15 protein-coding genes are annotated in these 19,556 nt (G+C 33.4%); 10 read left to right on the top strand and 5 right to left on the bottom strand.

The window, feature by feature from the left end; translation table 11 throughout:
• Positions 1 to 43 precede the first annotated feature (43 nt).
• The 6 genes from rpsO to LB449_RS05315 all read left to right on the top strand — a co-directional run bounded on the left by rpsO (position 44) and on the right by LB449_RS05315 (position 6,696).
• Positions 44 to 313, top strand: a complete 270-nt coding sequence (gene rpsO, locus LB449_RS05340; RefSeq protein WP_224454035.1) for a 30S ribosomal protein S15 — start codon at positions 44 to 46, stop codon at positions 311 to 313.
• Positions 314 to 451: 138 nt separating this feature from the next.
• Positions 452 to 2,608, top strand: coding sequence for a polyribonucleotide nucleotidyltransferase (locus tag LB449_RS05335; RefSeq protein WP_224454034.1), 2,157 nt, complete (start codon positions 452 to 454; stop codon positions 2,606 to 2,608).
• Positions 2,609 to 2,860: 252 nt separating this feature from the next.
• Positions 2,861 to 3,664: a pyrroline-5-carboxylate reductase gene (proC, locus tag LB449_RS05330; RefSeq protein ID WP_224454033.1), complete on the top strand. Its 804-nt coding sequence runs from the start codon at positions 2,861 to 2,863 to the stop codon at positions 3,662 to 3,664.
• 16 nt (positions 3,665 to 3,680) lie between these two features.
• Positions 3,681 to 4,451 (top strand): glutamate 5-kinase, encoded by a 771-nt coding sequence (gene proB, locus LB449_RS05325; protein WP_224454032.1) that lies wholly within the window; start codon positions 3,681 to 3,683, stop codon positions 4,449 to 4,451.
• A gap of 13 nt (positions 4,452 to 4,464) precedes the next feature.
• Positions 4,465 to 5,664 (top strand): glutamate-5-semialdehyde dehydrogenase, encoded by a 1,200-nt coding sequence (locus tag LB449_RS05320; protein WP_224454031.1) that lies wholly within the window; start codon positions 4,465 to 4,467, stop codon positions 5,662 to 5,664.
• A 168-nt stretch (positions 5,665 to 5,832) separates the two neighbouring features.
• A complete protein-coding gene (locus LB449_RS05315) occupies positions 5,833 to 6,696 on the top strand; it encodes a sigma-70 family RNA polymerase sigma factor (protein WP_224454030.1) in 864 nt (287 codons plus the stop codon).
• Between the two features lie 79 nt (positions 6,697 to 6,775).
• On the opposite strand, the gene LB449_RS05310 is transcribed toward LB449_RS05315, so the two are convergent.
• Positions 6,776 to 9,787, bottom strand: coding sequence for a tetratricopeptide repeat protein (locus LB449_RS05310; RefSeq protein ID WP_224454029.1), 3,012 nt, complete (start codon positions 9,785 to 9,787; stop codon positions 6,776 to 6,778).
• 154 nt (positions 9,788 to 9,941) lie between these two features.
• On the opposite strand from LB449_RS05310, the gene LB449_RS05305 reads away from it, so the two are divergent.
• From LB449_RS05305 to LB449_RS05290, 4 genes are all read left to right on the top strand, one after another.
• Positions 9,942 to 10,631, top strand: a complete 690-nt coding sequence (locus LB449_RS05305) for a cell division ATP-binding protein FtsE (RefSeq protein WP_224454028.1) — start codon at positions 9,942 to 9,944, stop codon at positions 10,629 to 10,631.
• A 10-nt stretch (positions 10,632 to 10,641) separates the two neighbouring features.
• Positions 10,642 to 12,774 (top strand): M3 family metallopeptidase, encoded by a 2,133-nt coding sequence (locus LB449_RS05300; RefSeq protein ID WP_224454027.1) that lies wholly within the window; start codon positions 10,642 to 10,644, stop codon positions 12,772 to 12,774.
• Positions 12,775 to 12,868: 94 nt separating this feature from the next.
• The gene (locus tag LB449_RS05295) at positions 12,869 to 13,753 is read left to right on the top strand and encodes a glycosyltransferase family 2 protein (RefSeq protein WP_224454026.1); all 885 of its coding nucleotides are present in this window, start codon (positions 12,869 to 12,871) and stop codon (positions 13,751 to 13,753) included.
• Positions 13,750 to 14,685 carry a glycosyltransferase family 2 protein gene (locus LB449_RS05290; protein ID WP_224454025.1) on the top strand — a complete coding sequence of 312 codons (936 nt, stop codon included), beginning with the start codon at positions 13,750 to 13,752 and terminating at the stop codon, positions 14,683 to 14,685. Before LB449_RS05295 ends, LB449_RS05290 begins: the two co-directional genes overlap by 4 nt.
• 6 nt (positions 14,686 to 14,691) lie before the next feature.
• Here LB449_RS05290 and LB449_RS05285 read toward each other — a convergent pair whose 3' ends face one another.
• The 4 genes from LB449_RS05285 to LB449_RS05270 all read right to left on the bottom strand — a co-directional run bounded on the left by LB449_RS05285 (position 14,692) and on the right by LB449_RS05270 (position 19,555).
• Positions 14,692 to 16,257 carry a sulfatase-like hydrolase/transferase gene (locus tag LB449_RS05285; RefSeq protein WP_224454024.1) on the bottom strand — a complete coding sequence of 522 codons (1,566 nt, stop codon included), beginning with the start codon at positions 16,255 to 16,257 and terminating at the stop codon, positions 14,692 to 14,694.
• 29 nt (positions 16,258 to 16,286) lie between these two features.
• Positions 16,287 to 17,096, bottom strand: a complete 810-nt coding sequence (locus tag LB449_RS05280; RefSeq protein ID WP_224454023.1) for a glycosyltransferase family A protein — start codon at positions 17,094 to 17,096, stop codon at positions 16,287 to 16,289.
• Positions 17,096 to 18,298, bottom strand: coding sequence for an O-antigen translocase (locus LB449_RS05275; RefSeq protein ID WP_262901843.1), 1,203 nt, complete (start codon positions 18,296 to 18,298; stop codon positions 17,096 to 17,098). The genes LB449_RS05280 and LB449_RS05275 overlap by 1 nt, the downstream gene beginning before the upstream one ends.
• A gap of 204 nt (positions 18,299 to 18,502) precedes the next feature.
• Positions 18,503 to 19,555: a YncE family protein gene (locus LB449_RS05270; RefSeq protein ID WP_224454022.1), complete on the bottom strand. Its 1,053-nt coding sequence runs from the start codon at positions 19,553 to 19,555 to the stop codon at positions 18,503 to 18,505.
• Position 19,556: the final 1 nt, after the last annotated feature.

Here is a 19,556-nt window from a genome sequence, read left to right as displayed (position 1 = left end):
AGAAAATCTATTCTAGCATAAAAATTATTGAAATAATATTGGCATGTACTTAACACTAGAAGAAAAGGGCAAATTATTTGCTAAACATGGTAAGAACGAGAAAGACTCTGGTTCTGCAGAAGGACAGATTGCATTAATGACTCAAAGAATTGAGCACATTTCTCAACACCTTAAAACAAATAGAAAAGATTATAATTCTGAAAGATCTTTGGTTAAATTGGTTGGTAAAAGAAGAAATCTTCTTGACTACCTCATGAAGAAAGACATTATGAGGTACAGAGCAATTGTAAAAGAATTAGGATTAAGAAAATAAAATTAAAGGGGCAATTTTGCCCCTTTTTTAGTTTAAAAGCGTTCCTTAGAACGACTTCCACTGGTTTTACATTTTTTTCTAAACAACAACACAACGACATTTACTTAAGAAAAAACGTATAACCTTAAAATCATTACTATGATTCCAAAAACATTTAGCGAAATTATCGATCTCGGTGACGGTAGAGAAATCAAACTTGAGACTGGTAAATTAGCAAAACAAGCACACGGTTCCGTAGTTGTCCAGATGGGCAATGCTATGTTGCTTTGTACAGTTGTTTCTTCTTACAAGGAGAGCACGATGGATTTCTTTCCATTAACAGTAGATTACAGAGAAAAATTTGCAGCGGCTGGACGTTATCCAGGTGGTTTTTTCAAAAGAGAAGCCAGACCAAGCGATGGTGAAGTCCTTACTATGAGAATAGTTGATCGTGTATTAAGACCTCTTTTCCCTGATGGTTACAGAACTGAAACACAAGTGATGATTCAGTTGATGTCTCACGACGAAGAAGTCATGCCAGACGCCTTGGCAGGTCTTGCTGCATCTGCAGCAATTCAGCTTTCTGACATTCCTTTTGAAACAGCTATTTCTGAAGCAAGAGTCGGAAGAATAAATGGTGAATTCATTATCAATCCAAGCCGTAGCCAGCTTAAAGAATCAGACATCGATATGATTATTGGTGCTTCTATGGATTCTGTGATGATGGTAGAAGGCGAAATGAAAGAGATTTCTGAAGAGGAAATGGCTGAAGCCATTCAATTTGCTCACAAACATATCAAAAAGCAAGTCGAAGCTCAATTAAGACTAGCTGAAGCTTTTGGTAAAAAACCAGTAAGAGAATTTGCTGTTGCAGAAGATAATGAAGATTTCAAAAAAAGAGTTCGCGATCTAGCTTATGATAAAATATATGAAATTGCTAAAGGCGGTCACAGCAAAAGAGACCGTGGTGAAGCATTTTCAGCAGTAAAAGATGAAGTTTTAGCTTTGTTTTCTGAAGAAGAATTGGAAGAAAATGAAAAACTTATCAAAACATACTTTTATGCTGTAGAAAAAGAGGCAGTAAGAGAGCTTACTCTTGCAGAAGGCTTAAGACTCGATGGAAGAAAGACAGACGAAATCAGACCTATCTGGTGTGAAACTGATTATTTGCCTTCAGTCCATGGATCTGCAATCTTTACCAGAGGTGAAACACAAGCTTTGGCTACTGTAACACTTGGTACTTCCAGAGAAGCTAACACTATAGACATGCCTACTCACCAAGGTGAAGAGACATTCTATCTACATTATAACTTCCCTCCTTTCTGTACTGGTGAAGCCTATCCAATAAGAGGAACATCAAGAAGAGAGATTGGACACGGAAACCTTGCACAACGTGCTTTAAAAGGTATGATTCCAGAAAGTAATCCTTACACTGTAAGAGTTGTTTCTGAAGTTTTAGAATCTAACGGGTCTTCTTCTATGGCAACGGTTTGTGCCGGAACTATGGCTATGATGGATGCTGGTATCAAGATGACTAAGCCCGTTTCTGGTATTGCTATGGGATTAATTTCTGATGGCGATCGTCATGCTGTACTTTCAGACATATTAGGTGACGAAGATCACCTGGGGGATATGGATTTTAAAGTGACAGGAACAGCAGATGGTATTACTGCATGCCAGATGGATATAAAAGTAAAAGGTTTACCTTATGAAATCTTAGTAAAAGCTTTACAACAAGCCAGAGCTGGTAGATTACATATCTTAGAAAAACTTACAGATACGATTGCAACACCAAATGAAACTGTAAAAGCTCATGCTCCAAAAATTATCACCAGAAGAATTCCAAATGAATTTATTGGTGCATTGATAGGACCTGGAGGTAAAGTCATTCAAGAATTACAAAAAACTACTGGAACAGAAATAGTAATCAATGAGGATCCTGTAACTGAAGAAGGTATAGTTGAAATTCTTGGTACAAAACAAGAAGGAATTGACAAAGTTCTTGCAAAGATTGATTCTGTCACCTTCAAACCGGAGAAAGGTAGCGTTTATGAAGTTACAGTAGTAAAAGTCCTAGACTTTGGAGCTGTAGTTGAATATAATGATGCACCAGGAAATGAGGTCTTACTTCACATCTCTGAACTTGCGTGGGAACGCACAGAAAATGTTGCTGATGTTGTAAAATTAGGAGACGTTATGGATGTGAAATATTTCGGAGTTGATCCTAGGACTAAAAAACCTAAGGTATCTAGAAAAGCACTTCTATCAAAGCCTGAAAGAAGCCCGAAAAAAGAAGATGAGGATACTAAATCTTAATCTAGGTTAAATAATCACAAAGCGGTTTAGAAAATTCTAAGCCGTTTTTTTTTACTGACAAACTAGCGCAACTGACAAAATTTCATAGAATAATTCTCGGTTTTGTTTATCTTTTTTGGTATTAAAACACGATTTCTCTTAAAACATGTTTAATAATACAAAATAAAAAGATAATTCCCGTAAATTAGTTATTATGCATAATCATTGCACTAAATAGTAAAATTATTTTTTATAAATCTTTAAAAAAATAAAATGAAAGTATTAGTTATTGGAGCAGGTAATATGGGGTTAACCTACTCTGAAGGAATGGCAAAATCCCCATTACTGAACAGAAAAAATTTAATGATATATGATATATCAAAAGAATTATTAGATAAGCTAAGTGAAGTTAGCTATTATGACACTTTCGACAATCTGCAAGATTGTTTACCAAGTGCAGATGTAGTCTTCATAGCAGTAAAGCCTTACCATAGTGAAGATTTGTTTGAAAAGATGAAACCCATGATCAATGATCAACAAATATTTGTTTCATTGATGGCAGGGGTTACAATTGAAAATATTCAAAATGGTTTGAATGTAAAAAAAGTGGTTAGAACAATGCCAAACCTTCCTGCAAAAGTGGGTAAAGGTGTGACTTCCTACACAGAGTCAAAAGAAGTGTCTAGAGTTGAGCTTTTGATGATTAGAAATCTTTTGGATACCACAGGACAATCCATTAGAGTGAAAGATGAAGATTTTATCAATAAGTCTACTGGAATCTCTGGTAGCGGTCCAGCCTACATATTTTATTTTATGGCTTCTATGCTGGAAGCAGCAAAAAAAATGGGATTCTCTGATAATGATTCAAAAATATTGGTGAGCAATACCTTCGAAGGCGCTGTTCACTTATTTAATGAATCAGATCTAACTCCTGAAAAATGGATGGATCGAGTAGCTTCTAAAGGTGGCACAACAAGAGCAGCTCTAGACTCTATGGATGACAATAATGTTAAACAGCTTATTCAAGATGCTGCATATGCCGCATTTAATAGAGCAGTAGAACTTGGTGATGAATAATTTAAACTTAGAAGACATGCATTCGAAACGTATAGTAGTTAAGGTTGGAACAAACGTAATGACCAACACCAACAATAGAATTGTAGGACCAATACTGAAAAACTTAGTAAGACAAATCGCATACCTCTATGAAAGAGATATAATTACGATTCTAGTCTCTTCAGGTTCTGCCATTGCTGGTAAAGAAGTTATTGGTTCATGCTTGTCTGAAGATAAAACAACACGACGCCAGGTATATTCATCGGTGGGTCAACCTCGAATGATGAGACATTACTACACGATGTTTCATGATTTTGGTATGAGATGTGGACAAATTTTGGCGACTAAAAGGGACTTTGCTCCTGGAAAATATCGCGAAAATATGATCAATTGCTATGAAGGTCTATTGACCGAAGGCATTATACCTATAGCAAATGAAGATGATGCAGTGTCTTTGTCCATGTCAATGTTTTCTGACAATGATGAATTAGCAAGTTTAGTTTCAGAGTTAGTTGGAGCAGATATGCTTATTATGCTAACCGATATTGATGGTTTATACACTGGTCATCCAGATCATGAAGATTCAGAATTACTAAGACATGTACGTGTGCACGATGACGTTGAGAAATACGTTCAAGAAAATGAAAAAGGAGAAGGCGAAGGCCGAGGAGGCATGGAGTCTAAACTTAAAATTGCAAAAATGACGGCAAGTAAAAACATACCCACTTATATAGCCAATGGTAAAGAAGAGAATGTCATTATTGACATACTCGAAGGCAAAGAAGTCGGTACAAAATTTACTGTCTAAAAAATAAATTGAAATGAAATTATTAGATACTAAAACAAAAAATAATGTTCTTCAATCTATGATGACAATTATAGATAAAAGAAGAAATGAAATCATCGAAGAGAATAAAAAAGACCTAGAGTCATTCAATCGAGATGATCAAGCCCTTTATGATAGATTGATTGTTGACCAAAAAAAGGTTGATGGTATGATACAAGCTATCAAGGAAGTAAAAGAGCAGGGAGATCCAGTAGGAAACACTATTTCTGAAAGAACTTTAGATACAGGCTTAAAAATCGTAAATAAAACGGATCCTTTTGGAACTATAATGATTATTTACGAATCCAGACCTGATGTGACTATTGAGGCTGCAGTTTTAGCTTTTAAAGCCAATAATAAAATTTTCCTTAAAGGTGGTAAAGAAGCTAATCACAGTAATATTATTCTTGAAGAATGTTGGCATCAAGCTTTAGAAGAAAATGGATTGTCTAAAGATTGGATTAAACTGCTTCACCTCAACCGAGAAGAAACCAGAGAATTTTTAAGTAATCCACCAGAAAAAATGGATTTAATTGTTCCAAGAGGTGGTGAAAAACTTATAGATTTTGTCAAGAAAACAGCTACATGCGCTGTACTGATAAGTGGTCGAGGTAATAATTTCCTCTATGTTGCACCAGATGCGGATTGGGATATTGCTAAAAAAGTGATTATAAACGCTAAAACCGATAAAATTTCTGGATGTAATGCTTTAGATAAAGTACTTATAGATTCAAATCTACCAGATTTTGAAGCTAAAGTTAAAGATCTTGCTGACACGTTGGACAATGAGTATGATGTTGAAATTCTTGCCGATAGTAAGGTAAAAGAAATCATAGACTACCCAACACTTCCTACAGAAGATACCTGGAGAGAAGAATTTTTAGCAATGAAAATTGTTTTAAGTTCAGTGGATTCTTTCGATGAAGCAGTCGAAAAAATAAATAAATACTCAGGAGGTCATTCATCAGTTATTATCACAGAAAATAATGAGTTGGCTTTAAACTTCATGCAACAAATTGATTGTGCAGCTGTCTATCAAAATGCATCCACACGATTCACAGATGGTGGACAAATGGGAGTTGGTGCAGAACTTGCCATCTCTACAGATAAACTCCACCACAGAGGTCCTTTAGGACTTAAACAATTAGTCACAAACAAATATTACGTTTGGGGTGATGGTCATATAAGAGAATAATTTTAAAAAATTATTTCAGTTTTTAAAAGCCTGCTTATCAATCATAAGCAGGCTTTTTTTGTATCAAAGATATTAACATGAAGATTTTTTTAAAGACTGCTGTAACATTTCTTGTCTTCACATCGTAAAATGATGTGTAGATAAAATGATAATCGAGGATATATCTAAATGAGACAACTTAAAATTACCAAGCAGGTTACCAACAGAGAAACTGCATCCCTAGACAAGTATCTCCAAGAAATTGGAAAAGTAGATTTAATTACAGCTGAAGAAGAGGTTGAATTAGCTCAAAGAATCAAAGCTGGAGACGATCTTGCACTTGAGAAATTAACAAAAGCAAACTTAAGGTTTGTGGTATCGGTATCTAAACAATACCAAAACCAGGGTCTTACCCTACCCGATCTTATAAATGAGGGAAATCTTGGATTGATAAAAGCTGCTAAACGCTTTGATGAAACCAGAGGTTTCAAATTCATTTCTTACGCTGTGTGGTGGATCAGACAATCCATACTTTCAGCATTGGCAGAACAATCGCGAGTGGTTAGACTTCCACTGAACAAAATTGGTTCTATCAATAAAATCAACAAGACCTTTGCAATTTTGGAACAACGTCATCAAAGACCTCCAAGTCCGGATGAAATTGCAAAAGAATTGGAAATGACTGTAAATGATGTAAAAGAATCCCTAAAAAATTCTGGCCGTCACTTATCAATGGACGCTCCCCTTATTGAAGGTGAAGATTCCAATCTATATGATGTTTTAAAATTTGGAGAATCTCCAAATCCTGAAAATAGTCTGTTACATGAGTCACTTCAAACGGAGATTGAAAGAGCACTGGAAACCTTAACTACAAGAGAAGCTGATGTCATAAGACTTTATTTTGGTTTAGGGAATCAACAGCCTATGACGCTAGAAGAAATTGGTGAGACCTTTGGTCTTACCAGAGAACGTGTTCGTCAAATTAAAGAAAAAGGCGTAAGACGATTAAAACACACATCGAGAAGCACAATCCTTAAAACTTATTTAGGGTAAAATTTTTGATTTAAAAATCAGTAATTCATACAAAAAGCCCTCAGTGAGGGCTTTTTGTATGATATGAACTAATTGACTATTAGTTTTGATCTATTTCTACTGAAGAATTAGTTTCTGATGCTTCGGCTTTTATACTCTTCAACAATTGCTGAGCTTCAGATATTGCCTCAGGAAAAGATTCAAAGTTCTTTATGATGTTCTCAAGAATGTATGTAGCATTATAATTATCCCCTAAAGCATTGAAGTTTTTCGCCATCAACAACAATCCCTTAACTCCAAAGTCTCTGTATCTGGAATAATTTTTTGTAAGGTCTTGAACTACCTCTGTCGATGCTTTATAGTCACCTGATTTATTTTTGAAGTAAGCATCGTAGTAGAGAGCTTCGGCTTTTAGCTTTCCTGTTGCTATTTCAGAAACGTCTTGATATGCAGATTCCGCACGTTTTTCATCGCCAACCTTCAGCGAAGATCTGGCAATAAATAGCTTGGCGTCACTTAATATTTCTTCATCTTTTACATCTTTAGACAAAATTAATTCAGCATAGATAAGTGCTCTGTCATAATTTTCGATTTCATAATAGGCTTTCATTAAATTAGATTGGGCGAAAAGTATGTTTTGAGAAAAGCTAGCTTCAGTTTCCAATCTGGATAAGCTTTCTATAGCTTCATCATAATTTTCATTGGATAAATAGACTTGTGACAATCTTCTCAGCGATTCTTCTGTAAATTCACTTGATCGACTATTCACTACAGCTTTGTAATACGGCAAAGATTCTTGAAAATTTTCCTCATTATAAAGCAACTGAGCTAAATAGAAATTTGCCCTCAAACTATTTTTCCCATTTGGAAACTCTTTCAAATAAGTTTTGAATCCTGAAATGGCCTTTTGAGTATCATTATCTAGAAATTTGTTTTCGGCCGATTCATAAGTCGCTTCTTCAATATCTGAATCTGCCACTTCCACAAAATCTAAAGTATTAACCCAGCTTGCATATTGATCTATTTCGCCTAAATCAATATAGATCAAACGAACAGTTTGTACAGCTTGTAAAGCCTCTTGTGAATTTGGAAATTCTTTTACTAATTGCTTGAATTTTCCTAGGGCTTCATTGTAACTCTCTTGATTATAATAAATCAAGGCCTGTTTTGAAAGGGCTTGAGGATAATACAAGCTCATTGAATAATTAGATAGAATTCTTTGGTAAGCCTTAATGGCTAATTCATCTTTTTGTTCGGCAACATACGTGTTTCCAAGCTCGTATAAAGCATCATCTACATAAATGGAACTTGGGTAATTTTCGACAAACAAGTTCAAATTTTGAATTTTTTGTTCATTTCTATCTACAAATCCGTAGCTATATGCTTTCTGAAAAAAAGCATAATCGCTCTTGTATTCCGTCATTGCAATTGCATTATTGTAAGATTCCATAGCTGGCCAGTACTCTCCCAGAGCAAAATGAGCATCTCCCAATCTTACATGTGCATCGTGAAGTCGTTGTGATGGTCTTTCAACTTTAATAAAATTCTCAAAGAATGAAGTGGATAATCTATAGCTTTTAGTTTTAAAATAGGAATATGCTATGTTATAATCTATTGAATAATATTCAGGAAGGTTTTTTGCTGTAGACATTCCTTTAAATTCTTTATAACCAACTAGAGCTTCATTATAGTTAGCTAAAGCATAATCAACTTCAGCCTTCCAGTAAGTTGCTTTAGCAGTATATTCTGAACCTAGGCGCTGGGATAAAGATTTATTAAAATACTTTTTTGCTTCACGAAGTTGGTTGTCCTTGAAAAGTTCGATTCCATAATAATATGATACTTTTTGATAAGCAACTTTATTGTTGTAATCTCTGGAACCTTCTAGCATTGAAATTGCTTTCTCATAATTTTTGGAAGTGAGGTAAGAATCAATGAGAAGATCACCGATACCATTTAGGTCACCAGAATCAGGATATTTTTCCATGTAGGACTGAAGTACTTCTGGAACCGAATTATATGGATTCCCAATCTCGTAACTCAGCTTTGCGTAATTCAAATAAGCATCTTTCTTCAGCTCATCATTGAAGTTCATTTCAGTAACATTCTTGAAAGCATTGAGCGCCTGAGTTTTTTTATCTGTTTTCAAATAAGATTTAGCTAGGTGATAATAAGCATTTTGAGCAACTGCATCCTGTCCGTCTAAAATTTTTGAAAATTCATCGATTGCAGATTCATAATCCCCAGTTTCGTAATAAGCATAACCAAGCTGGTAGTAATCCGTGTTATTCCACTTTCCCCTATCCCCTCTATATTCCTTAAGATATTGAATCGCTTCAGGGTATTGCTTCAGATTAAAATAGCTTTCACCTATGATTTTATTAAGTTGTGAACGCTCTCTGGCATTGGATTTTTTCAGTTGATCAAGACCCAATTCGATAGCTTTTTCAAAATTTCCCAATTTGAAATTCATATCGCTTTGGAAATAAGAAATGTTATTTCCTTTCACACCTTCCCTCCTAGCCTCATCAAATAATTCTGAAGCAGATTCATATTCATTTTCTTCATATGCAATGAAACCAATATAGTATTTAGCTTGAGCTCCATACTCTTTGTCATTTCTTACATTATCAAATAATTGCTGAGCTTTTTTATAATTCTTTGTTCTGAAATTTGTGTACCCATAATTGAATTGGTAGGTCTTAAGTTCGTCTCTTGATAAAGAACTTGTATTAACCTGACTTAACCACTTATTTGCCTTATTAAAATCTTTATTCTGAAAATAATAATTACCAACCTCTAAATAAGCTTTGTTGGTTTTTAAGCTTGTAGGATTATTTTTAATGAATTTTTCCATCATCTCATCAGCCTGCGGTTGGCCAAGTTCAATTGCTGATTTTGCAAGAAAATAATCAATATTTGATTTTAACTGATCACTTTCAATATCTGGATAAATTCTTCGAAATGTTTTAATCGCAATTTCAAATTGGTTCTGATTGAAAAAATTTATTGCTTCTTGGTATTCACCAATCACATCTACTTTCTGCTGACTTTGCTGTGCATATACTGATGTAAAGGCTATAAAAATAATTGAAAAGAAAATTTTAGGCATTTTAAGACGGTTTATTAAGTATAAATCAAAGATAAAATTATATATACATATAACGCTGAGCCTTAATTTTAATTATGATGATTATGAAATTGATTTTTTCTTGCTCAACGAAATAATCCTATATTTAGGCTCAAATTTTTTTCTAGTAATCCATATGACCGAAACCATTCTTGAACTTAACAACGCCAGTATATTCCAGAGGGAAACTCTTATTTTATCTGATGTAAATATCGAAATTAAAAAAGGTGAATTTGTTTACCTTATAGGTAAAACAGGAACTGGAAAGAGTAGTTTTATGAAAACACTTTATGCAGATTTACCATTAAAAAGTGGCTTTGGGCAAATTGTAGGATTCGAGTTAAAGGATCTTAAAGATAAAGAGATTCCATTTTTGAGGCGAAAACTTGGGGTTGTCTTCCAGGATTTTAAGCTACTAAATGATAGAAATGTAAGTGAAAATTTGATTTTCGTATTGAAAGCTACAGGCTGGAAAGACAAATCGAAAATGCAACAAAAAATTGATGAAGTTCTGGATAAGGTAGGAATGAAAACTAAAAGTTTTAAATTCCCTTACCAACTTTCCGGTGGAGAACAACAAAGAGTTGCCATTGCCAGAGCTTTACTAAATGATCCTGAACTCATTCTAGCTGATGAACCCACGGGGAACCTCGATCCGCAAACCTCTGTAGAAGTGATGCAGGTTCTGCAAGAAATTAACGCCAACGGTAACACCATTCTAATGGCCACTCACGATTATGCCTTGTTATTAAAATATCCTTCGAAAACTATAAAATGCGATGGACAACGTCTTTTTGAAGTCGTCCAGAAACAACAACAGCAATAAACCATAATTCATGAAAATTCATTCGAAACTTATCATATTAAGTTTGCTTACATTAAGTATAGCATATAAGGAAAAAGCAAAAGACAGTTTAATGACAGAAAATTCACTTCTTAAAGAATGGGATGGTCCTTATGAAGGAGTTCCAAATTTTGAATCCATGCAACTTGAGGATCTTGAACCTGCAATGGATCAAGCGATAGGAAATCATTTATCAGAAATAGAAGACATAGCGAACTCTAGTGAACCAGCTACTTTTGAAAATACCATAGAAGCTTTGGAAAGAGCCGGTAAACTGGTAGACCGAGTTTATACGTATTATGGAATCTGGAGTAGTAATTTATCTTCCGAAGAGTTTAGAGATATTCAGCAAAAATTATCACCAAAATTATCAGATTACCAGTCTAAAATTCTTCAAAATGAGGAGCTTTTTAAGAGAATAAAAACAGTCCACGACAATAGCTTGGAAGACAACTTAGAGCGTCAAGAACAACGTGTAGTAGAATTGGTCTACAAATCTTTCGAAATGAATGGAGCTAATTTAGATGCTGCAGGAAAAGGGAGGTATGCTGAAATCAATAAAGAATTGTCCAAACTTTACACTGATTTTTCAAATAATATACTTCACGACGAAGAGAATTACGTGACATTTTTGGATGAGAATCAATTAGGCGGATTATCAGACTCATTTATCAGGTCAGCTAAAAAAGAAGCAGAACGACAAGGACAACCAGAGCAATATGCAATTGTAAATACAAGATCTTCAATGGATCCTTTCCTGACCTATTCTGATGAAAGAGAATTACGAGAGAAAGTTTGGAGAAATTATTATTCCAGAGGCGATAACGATGATGAGTACGACAATAATGAATTGATAAAGAAAATTCTAAAGCTAAGAGATGAACGTGTAGCGCTCTTAGGATATGACAATTATGCACAATGGAGACTTCAAGACAGAATGGCGAAAAATCCAGAAAATGCTATGAATTTACTGATGGCCGTTTGGCCTTCTGCAATTGCCAGAGTTGAAGAAGAAGTTGAGGACATGCAGGAAGTAGCTAATAAAGAAAACGCTGGAATCGAAATAGAAGCCTGGGACTACCGCTACTACGCAGAAAAAGTAAGACAAGAAAAATATGATTTGGATTCTGAAGAAGTTAAAGAATACTTGGTTTTAGACAACCTTACGGATGCTATTTTTTATGTAGCAGGCAGACTTTTTGACTTTGAATTTTCTGAAATTACAGACGGCAGTGTCCCTGTTTTTCATCAAGATGTAAAAGTTTATGAAGTCACCAGCAAATCTAATGGTGAACATATTGGTCTTTTTTACCTGGATCCTTATGCAAGAAAAGGGAAGCGCTCCGGAGCCTGGGCAACCACTTACCGATCTTATACAAGCTACGATGGAGAAACCAATGTCCTGGCTTCCAACAATTCCAACTTCGTAAAAGCAGCAGAGGGTGAGCCCGTGTTAGTATCATGGGATGATGCTGAAACCTTCTTTCATGAATTTGGTCATGCACTTCATTTTTTGAGTGCTGACGTTAAGTATCCGACCTTAAATGGTGGTGTGAGAGATTATACTGAATTTCAATCACAGCTACTGGAACGTTGGATTTATACCGATGAAGTCATTAATAATTATCTAAAACATTACGAAACTGGCCAACCTATGCCAGAAGAATTGATAGCGAAAATCAAAAAAGCATCAAAATTCAATCAAGGCTTTGCCACTACAGAATTTTTGGCTTCAGCCATTATGGATATGAAATACCATACCACAAATCCAAGTGAGATTGATCCTAAAACTTTTGAAAAAGAAACTTTAGACGAATTAAAGATGCCAGAGGAGCTCGTCATGCGCCATCGAAGTCCTCACTTTGGGCATGTGTTTTCTGGTGAAGGGTATGCCACAGGTTACTATGGTTACCTGTGGGCCGACGTATTGACTTCTGATGCTGCAGAAGCATTTGCTGAAGTAGATGGTGGGTTTTATGATGAAGATCTTTCCGAAAAATTAGTAAAGTTTCTTTTCGCACCAAGAAATGCCATAGATCCAGCAAAGGCTTATAGACAGTTTAGGGGTAGAGACGCGGAAATTGACGCTTTAATGCGAGATAGAGGGTTTCCTGTTCCAGAATAAAATTTAAAAAAAGAGTATAAATAAATAATTGCCTAGACTAAAAATTTTGATTTTGCGATAAATATTATAGTGAACTTAACTATCAAACTCAATAATGCTCTCTATTCTTATTCCTATTTATAATTTTGATATTACTCAATTAGTTGTAGAATTAAAAAAACAAATAAATAATCTAGATAATACTGTAGAGATTATAGCTTTTGATGATCATTCTAGTCATTATATTGAAAAAAATAAAAAAACAGCTCAAAAATATAATCTAAATTACGATTATCTAGAACGCAATTTAGGTAGAAGTGGAATCATAAACCTGTTGGCCAAACATGCCAATTACGAATATCTCCTTATTTTAGATTGTGATGTTTTACCCAAAACTGATCAGTTTTTATCTACCTACTTATCTGCAGTTTCTCAAGAAACTGAAGCTATATATGGGGGTAGAAGACATGAATATATAAAAGAAAAAACTAATAAACTCCGGTGGAAATATGGGTTTTATAAAGAAGACAAAACAGTAATTGAACGCTTAAGAAAGCCTTATTTATCAACATTAACAAACAATCTGCTCATTAAAAAAGAGCTTTTTCAGTGTATAAGATTTAATGAAATTCTTACCAAATATGGCTATGAAGACACTTTATTTGCATATGAGTTGAAAAAAAGACGAAGCCATGTTGAACATATAGATAACCCTGTTATTCACAAAGACATAGATGAAAATTCAATTTTTGTTGATAAAACTGAGAGGGCTTTAATAAATTTAAAAACCATTTATAATTCTAAACTAATTCCTGCCAAAGAAATTCAATTATTGAAAGTCTATGAAAAAATTAAATCGCTTAAGCTTGAAGTAGTTATTTCTCAGTTATTTATTTTTTTCGAGAATAAGATCCGAAATGGGTTGACATCAGATAGAAACAATTTGACTTTGTTCAATATCTATAAATTGGGCTATTTCTGTAAAATCAACAGGCGATGAACTACTTCTTTTCAATTGTTATCCCTCTTTTTAATAAAGAAAATTATATTCTAAAAACTTTAGATAGTGTATTAAAACAAGAGTATAAAAATTTTGAAGTGATTGTAATAAATGATGGTTCTACAGACCATAGCTTAGAGAAAGTTAACACCATAAAAGATTCACGGATAAGAGTGATTTCACAGAAAAACCAAGGGGTTTCTGCTGCGCGAAATAATGGCATTACAAAAGCCAAAGGCCAATACATTGCCTTACTAGATGCAGATGATTATTGGTATCCGCATCATCTAAGTTCGCTAAAGCAACTTATAGAATTGTTTCCAAATGCAGGTGTTTATTGCGATGCTTATGAAATTATAATGCAGAACAAAACCACCAGAAAAGCAGATTTCAATATTAATTTAAGAGAAAGTCCTCAAATTATTGATAATTATTTTGAAGCTAGCTTAGTCAACCCTATTATTTGGACCTCATCTGCCGCTTTCAGTAAAGACAAGTTTCAAGTGATTGGTCCTTTTGATGTAAGATTGAGAACAGCTCAGGATTTAGATTTTTTTGCTAGAGCCGCTTTAAAATTCTCAGTAGCCTTTCAACCAAAAGTAGGCATGCGATATTACAAAGACAGCGAAAACAACTTAGCTAAATCTAAATACAATTCAGATCGGTTTTACTTTATTTCTAAATATAAATTAGAAGAGAGGCAACATCCGTCTTTAAAAAATTATCTTGACATCAATAGATATGCTCTGGTAATTCGATGTAAACTAGAGGGGGATATATTGTGGAAAAAAGTGATTTCAGAAATAGACCCTCTACATCTTAATAATAAACAAAAATTTCTGTTGAAGTTACCTCCCTTATTTTTGAGATTCTTAAAAACCATTCAAGTTTTATTAATGAAAAGAGGTATGTATCTAACAGCTTTTGGATAAATCTATTCAATTATTTTGTGATGTATTTTCAAAATATAAGTCGTAGTCGATATCGTTGGCTATGATTCGTTTTTGAGTTTTAAAATCTTCAGAAAAAATGCTTTTACTAGAATCAAATTCCTCGAATTTGATTCCGTTTAAATCCGAGAAACTATGCATAAAATATTGTATTGAATATGGTAATTTAAGGTTGTTAGCCAAAGGTATAATAACTTTAAATTTAGAATTTGTCCAAAGAAAGAAAGGAATTTCATACATGGATTTTGTCGGATTATCATCCATGTGCCCTGCAAAATTTATGTCAGTAAAAACCTCTTCGCCATGATCTGAAAAATAAATCATATAGGAGGGTTCTTCTAAGACTTGTAGTTGCTTATGAATCTGTTCTATAAAATGATCATGATACAGTATCGCATTATCGTAATCATTAGACAATTGTTGTGCTCGAACATTTTTAAAATTTGACGGACTCTCACCTTTAAATTTTTGAAAAGCCTCTGGATACCTATCCGAGTACTTCATATGTGTTCCGAGAGGATGTAAAACAATAAATTTCAAAGGAGCATCATCATCTAGCGCCTTTTCAAATAAAGGAATTAACACCTCATCGTGTGGTGTAATACTTCCATCAAGAGCTGTATTTTTAATTTTGTAAACATCGCTTGCAGATGCAATTTTTGTAACCAAACTTTCGTACTCTCCAATTGGTCTTTGATTGGATATCCAAAAGGTTTTAAAACCTGCTTGATTCATTAATTGAATAATTGAAAAATCATTTGCATCACTTAATCCATTCAAGGTCAACACTTTTCTAAGAGAACCTATTGTAAATGCATTGGGGCTAATGACATTATCGTAAACCTTCAAATTACTTTGAATGCTCTTAAGATATGGCGTTGTATTTCTAGAGTATCCATGGAGACTCAACCGGCTTCTTGTAGTAGATTCTCCGAGTATAAGTACAAAAGTTGCTTTTTCTAAGTTATCGTTGAAAGAGAAGCCTTTAATATCTACTATAGATTTATCGATATTGAATGAGTCAATTTCTTTGTATTCAACTATATATTCTTTGATAGATTTCAAAGTCAAGAATGCAAAGTTGTATTGAATGTATCCGGTTTTTAAAAGGAAAACTACAGATAAGATAAGAGTGAAAAATGGCAATAACTTTCTTTTAAAATTCGATACATCAATATTTAAGATAAGACCATTAACAAAAAATAAGATGATAAATATTAAATATCCAATTACCATTAATAATATGGAAGGACTAAGATAGAATTCAAAAAATTCTTTGGACTCTGCAAGATTAGTTTCTAGCAATATATATATGGAAGAAGCACTTAGGTTTGCTTTGAAAATGTAGTAGTAAATAGTCTCTATGAGACAGCTGAGAGTCCATAACACATAGAAAAGGTATTGAACAATCTTCCTGGTTTTAGCAGTTAAAAGTAGTAGTAAAGATAATAGAATAAGAAGAGTGAAAAAGTTTTCAAGCGAATTACCTAAAACTACTCTATTCCAACCAAAGCTTAATCCTTGAAGGAATAACGAGGCAAATAGTGGAAACATCCATAAGATTATTAACTTAAACTTTTGATTCATCTATTGGTTCTTATGATCTCTAAAATTCCTTCTTGACCGTATCGATAAGCCTTTAGCATATCTACAAAAGGTATACAATCGTGCCTATAAAGAAAAAAAACGTACTTAAACAGCCAAATATAGGCCCAATTTTTATAAACTAAATACTTATAGGCTGTGGTAGCTCTTATCAAATTTGGCCTCCCCATATCTGAAGCAGAGGTTTTTCCTTTGTGAATCAAAATCGGTGTTCCTACAAAAACCACTTTTAAACCCCGAGAAATAACCTCATGCCTTAAAAGCTGTTCTTCTGCACAAACAAATTTAGCACCAAGTCCAAAATCAACATTAAATCTCAGCTTATGCTCTTGGATGTGACTTGCTTTAAAAGTCATTTCTACAGATGACAAATATTGCTTTGTATGTTTGATATATCCTTCTTTTTTAGGATATATTTTACTCAATGCACTATGTTTATCCAAATACTGAAAAGAAATTAAACTCGCTTGGTTATACTTCTCATAGGCTTCCAAAATGGTCTTTTTAAAATTTGGTAAATATTCTATATCATCATCAGCGATAACCAAAATATCTCCAATTGAGTTTTCTATAGCAAGATTACGACTTTTACTTAAGCCAAACTCTCTGGAATTGATCACACGAATATTATCCTCATCAGAAACTAAATCTTCTTTCAGTTTAGTTTGATTCACTATCAAAATAAGAAAATCTATCGGTTGATGATAAGTAAAGATTGCTTTCAGGAAGTTAAGATCTTTCCTGTTCATCGTGGAGATAAGTATTTCTAATGTTGGTTCTGAGGTCATTACTTTTCCATTATCAAAGCCTTTCTAAAAACGGTTAAAATTAAAATAAAGTATAAGAAGTAAGTAAGTGCGTGTCCTATCACTACGCCCTCCAATCCGACTTTAGGAATTAAAAATAATGCTGAAAAATATAAGCCTAAAGCTAAAAACAAATCGGTTAAAATATAGTGCCACATCATTTTTTTAGCATGAAACTGATAGACCATGACTAAGGCTAATACTCGAAAAAAGTCGCCTAGCATTTGCCAAAAAAACAAGTCTGTAGCTGGCAAAAATTCTTCTGAAAAAATAAGTCGCACAATCCAATCTCTAAGTAAATATACCAAGACCAATCCCAATATAAAAAAAGGCAATATCTGTTTATAAAAAGATAAAATGATTTCTCTAAACTGCAATTTAGTTTGGGCTTCTGCCAATTTTGGCAATATATATAAGTTCAATAATGATAATACAAATAATAAGTAATAATTTGAAATTCGTATTGTAGACTCCCAGTAGCCAGCACCTACTTCTCCTATGTTATTTATCAAAAAATTTCTAATTCCTAAGAATACCAAAGGAAAACTCACACCAGAAATTAAATACATAAATGCAAATTGACTTAAATTTTTAAGCATTGGAGATGAAAATTCACTTAAAGAAAATGATGAAAGTGTTCCAAAGTGAATTTTTGTATGATACAATGTAAAAAGAAGCATTACCGAAGGAACCAAAACTACAGCCAATAAAGCTCCTTTTAAATCTATTATAAAAATTAAAATTCCAAAAAGTAAAAGATTTAAGATATGAGAGGCAATATTAATTTTGATCACTTTATTGAACTCGCTAAAGCCTTTCAAAAATGAAATTAGATAAATATTCATTACATGTAAAGGCAAAACAAGAGCCATAACACGAATAATGAAAACAAAATCTCTTGAATCAAAAATGAACTCATTAATAAATTCAGAAAAGAAAAAAATAATGCTCATAGTTATTATACAAGCAATTAATCCAAACCAAATTAATGTTGACATGAACGAAGAAAATGCTTTAGGGTTGGATTTGTTTTCTGCAGAATATTTCACAACTGCATTGGCTAAACCACCGCTTGAAAATTTATGAAATAATTCTAGACCATTTCTTAAGTTTCCTATCAGAGCAAGTCCCTGTGGTCCTAAATAAATAGCTGTAAGCTTTGATACTCCTAAACCAGTAATCATCTTTAAAACCACTGAAAAACTGTTGAAAGAACTTACTTTCAAAAAAGTGGATTGTTGTAACAGCGTTTTTAGTCGTTTTAGCAAGTTTGAGAGTTGGAGGTAACAAATTCGAAATTACAAATTTTATGTTAATAGAATACATTCTAAATGAAAACAGCTTTATACATTTCTGTATAAAGCTGTTAATAAAGAGAGGATAAAGAATTACTGAAAATAAAAACTGTTCGGAGCCAAACCAACTGTAAAATCGGCTAATAAATCTCCGGAAGAAGAATAAATAAAAACTGTACCGTTAGAGGCAAAGTCAGCAGCATCTGCCAAATAAAATTGACCATCATGAATATCAAATCCATAAAGTGTTCCATTAGCAAATTCACTTTCATAATCAAAAATGACTTCTGATGATAATTCAGTTGAAGAAAGAGAAGAAGAATAAACTGCTGTTCCAGAGGTGTAATACATCTGTCCGCTTTCAATCCTTAAATTATTGAGAGATATCAAATTTTCAGGTTTATTAATTCTTGTTTCAATACTAAAATTTGCTGTATTTATGATTTTCACACCATCATCATCTAGAGCATAAATTTTATTATTGAAAGCTTTTAAAGAATTTAAATCATCACCTACCTGTATTACGTCGTCAATGCTATTGCTTGAAGGATTAAAAACAGAAATACTATTAACTGGATTTTCACTACCAAAGAGGGAAGGATTTTGTATATAAACATTTCCATTTGTATTTACTATATGGTTTGCTACAGCTCCTACTAAGACCGTTTCTTCTACTTGCAGAGTTTCAAGGTCAATAACTGCTACAAAATCATCTTGATCTGAATCAAAAGCAGCCTGATTTGTGACATAAACTTTCCCATTAAGAACAGTTCCATACCGTGGGACATTTAAGTCGTCATCTATAGTTTCTAACAATTCAAAAGTAAATCGATTGACTACACTAATTTTATTTGAACCATTGGAGATGATAAAAGCTCTATCACCATCAAAAAATATAGATTGAGGAAATAACCCAACATTTTGATCGGCATTAGTATTCTCGAAAATAGAATTTTCTACTTCACTGAGGTCATTCGAAATAAAAGAAACCGAAGAGCTCCCTGAGAACCCTCCTTCATTTAAAATAAGCGTTCCATCAAAATAATCTCCATCCGGAATAAAAGGCTCATTGTTGTCGTCATCACTGTTACAGGATAAGATGAGGATAGATAAGAGCAATAAAAATAAGTTTGAATACTGTTTCATG

The organism is Psychroflexus lacisalsi (assembly GCF_020164495.1).
GTDB classification, from domain to species: domain Bacteria; phylum Bacteroidota; class Bacteroidia; order Flavobacteriales; family Flavobacteriaceae; genus Psychroflexus; species Psychroflexus lacisalsi.
Note: the sequence above shows the minus strand (reverse complement) of the source record. Positions and strands in the feature narration are given on the sequence as shown.

What these genes read in the sequence shown, in the direction of transcription:
- rpsO (WP_224454035.1), top strand. Translation starts at nt 44, where the DNA reads ATGTACTTAACACTAGAAGAAAAGGGCAAATTATTTGCTAAACATGGT.
- LB449_RS05335 (WP_224454034.1), top strand. Translation starts at nt 452, where the DNA reads ATGATTCCAAAAACATTTAGCGAAATTATCGATCTCGGTGACGGTAGA.
- proC (WP_224454033.1), top strand. Translation starts at nt 2,861, where the DNA reads ATGAAAGTATTAGTTATTGGAGCAGGTAATATGGGGTTAACCTACTCT.
- proB (WP_224454032.1), top strand. Translation starts at nt 3,681, where the DNA reads ATGCATTCGAAACGTATAGTAGTTAAGGTTGGAACAAACGTAATGACC.
- LB449_RS05320 (WP_224454031.1), top strand. Translation starts at nt 4,465, where the DNA reads ATGAAATTATTAGATACTAAAACAAAAAATAATGTTCTTCAATCTATG.
- LB449_RS05315 (WP_224454030.1), top strand. Translation starts at nt 5,833, where the DNA reads ATGAGACAACTTAAAATTACCAAGCAGGTTACCAACAGAGAAACTGCA.
- LB449_RS05310 (WP_224454029.1), bottom strand. Translation starts at nt 9,787, where the DNA reads ATGCCTAAAATTTTCTTTTCAATTATTTTTATAGCCTTTACATCAGTA.
- LB449_RS05305 (WP_224454028.1), top strand. Translation starts at nt 9,942, where the DNA reads ATGACCGAAACCATTCTTGAACTTAACAACGCCAGTATATTCCAGAGG.
- LB449_RS05300 (WP_224454027.1), top strand. Translation starts at nt 10,642, where the DNA reads ATGAAAATTCATTCGAAACTTATCATATTAAGTTTGCTTACATTAAGT.
- LB449_RS05295 (WP_224454026.1), top strand. Translation starts at nt 12,869, where the DNA reads ATGCTCTCTATTCTTATTCCTATTTATAATTTTGATATTACTCAATTA.
- LB449_RS05290 (WP_224454025.1), top strand. Translation starts at nt 13,750, where the DNA reads ATGAACTACTTCTTTTCAATTGTTATCCCTCTTTTTAATAAAGAAAAT.
- LB449_RS05285 (WP_224454024.1), bottom strand. Translation starts at nt 16,257, where the DNA reads ATGTTTCCACTATTTGCCTCGTTATTCCTTCAAGGATTAAGCTTTGGT.
- LB449_RS05280 (WP_224454023.1), bottom strand. Translation starts at nt 17,096, where the DNA reads ATGACCTCAGAACCAACATTAGAAATACTTATCTCCACGATGAACAGG.
- LB449_RS05275 (WP_262901843.1), bottom strand. Translation starts at nt 18,298, where the DNA reads ATGATTACTGGTTTAGGAGTATCAAAGCTTACAGCTATTTATTTAGGA.
- LB449_RS05270 (WP_224454022.1), bottom strand. Translation starts at nt 19,555, where the DNA reads ATGAAACAGTATTCAAACTTATTTTTATTGCTCTTATCTATCCTCATC.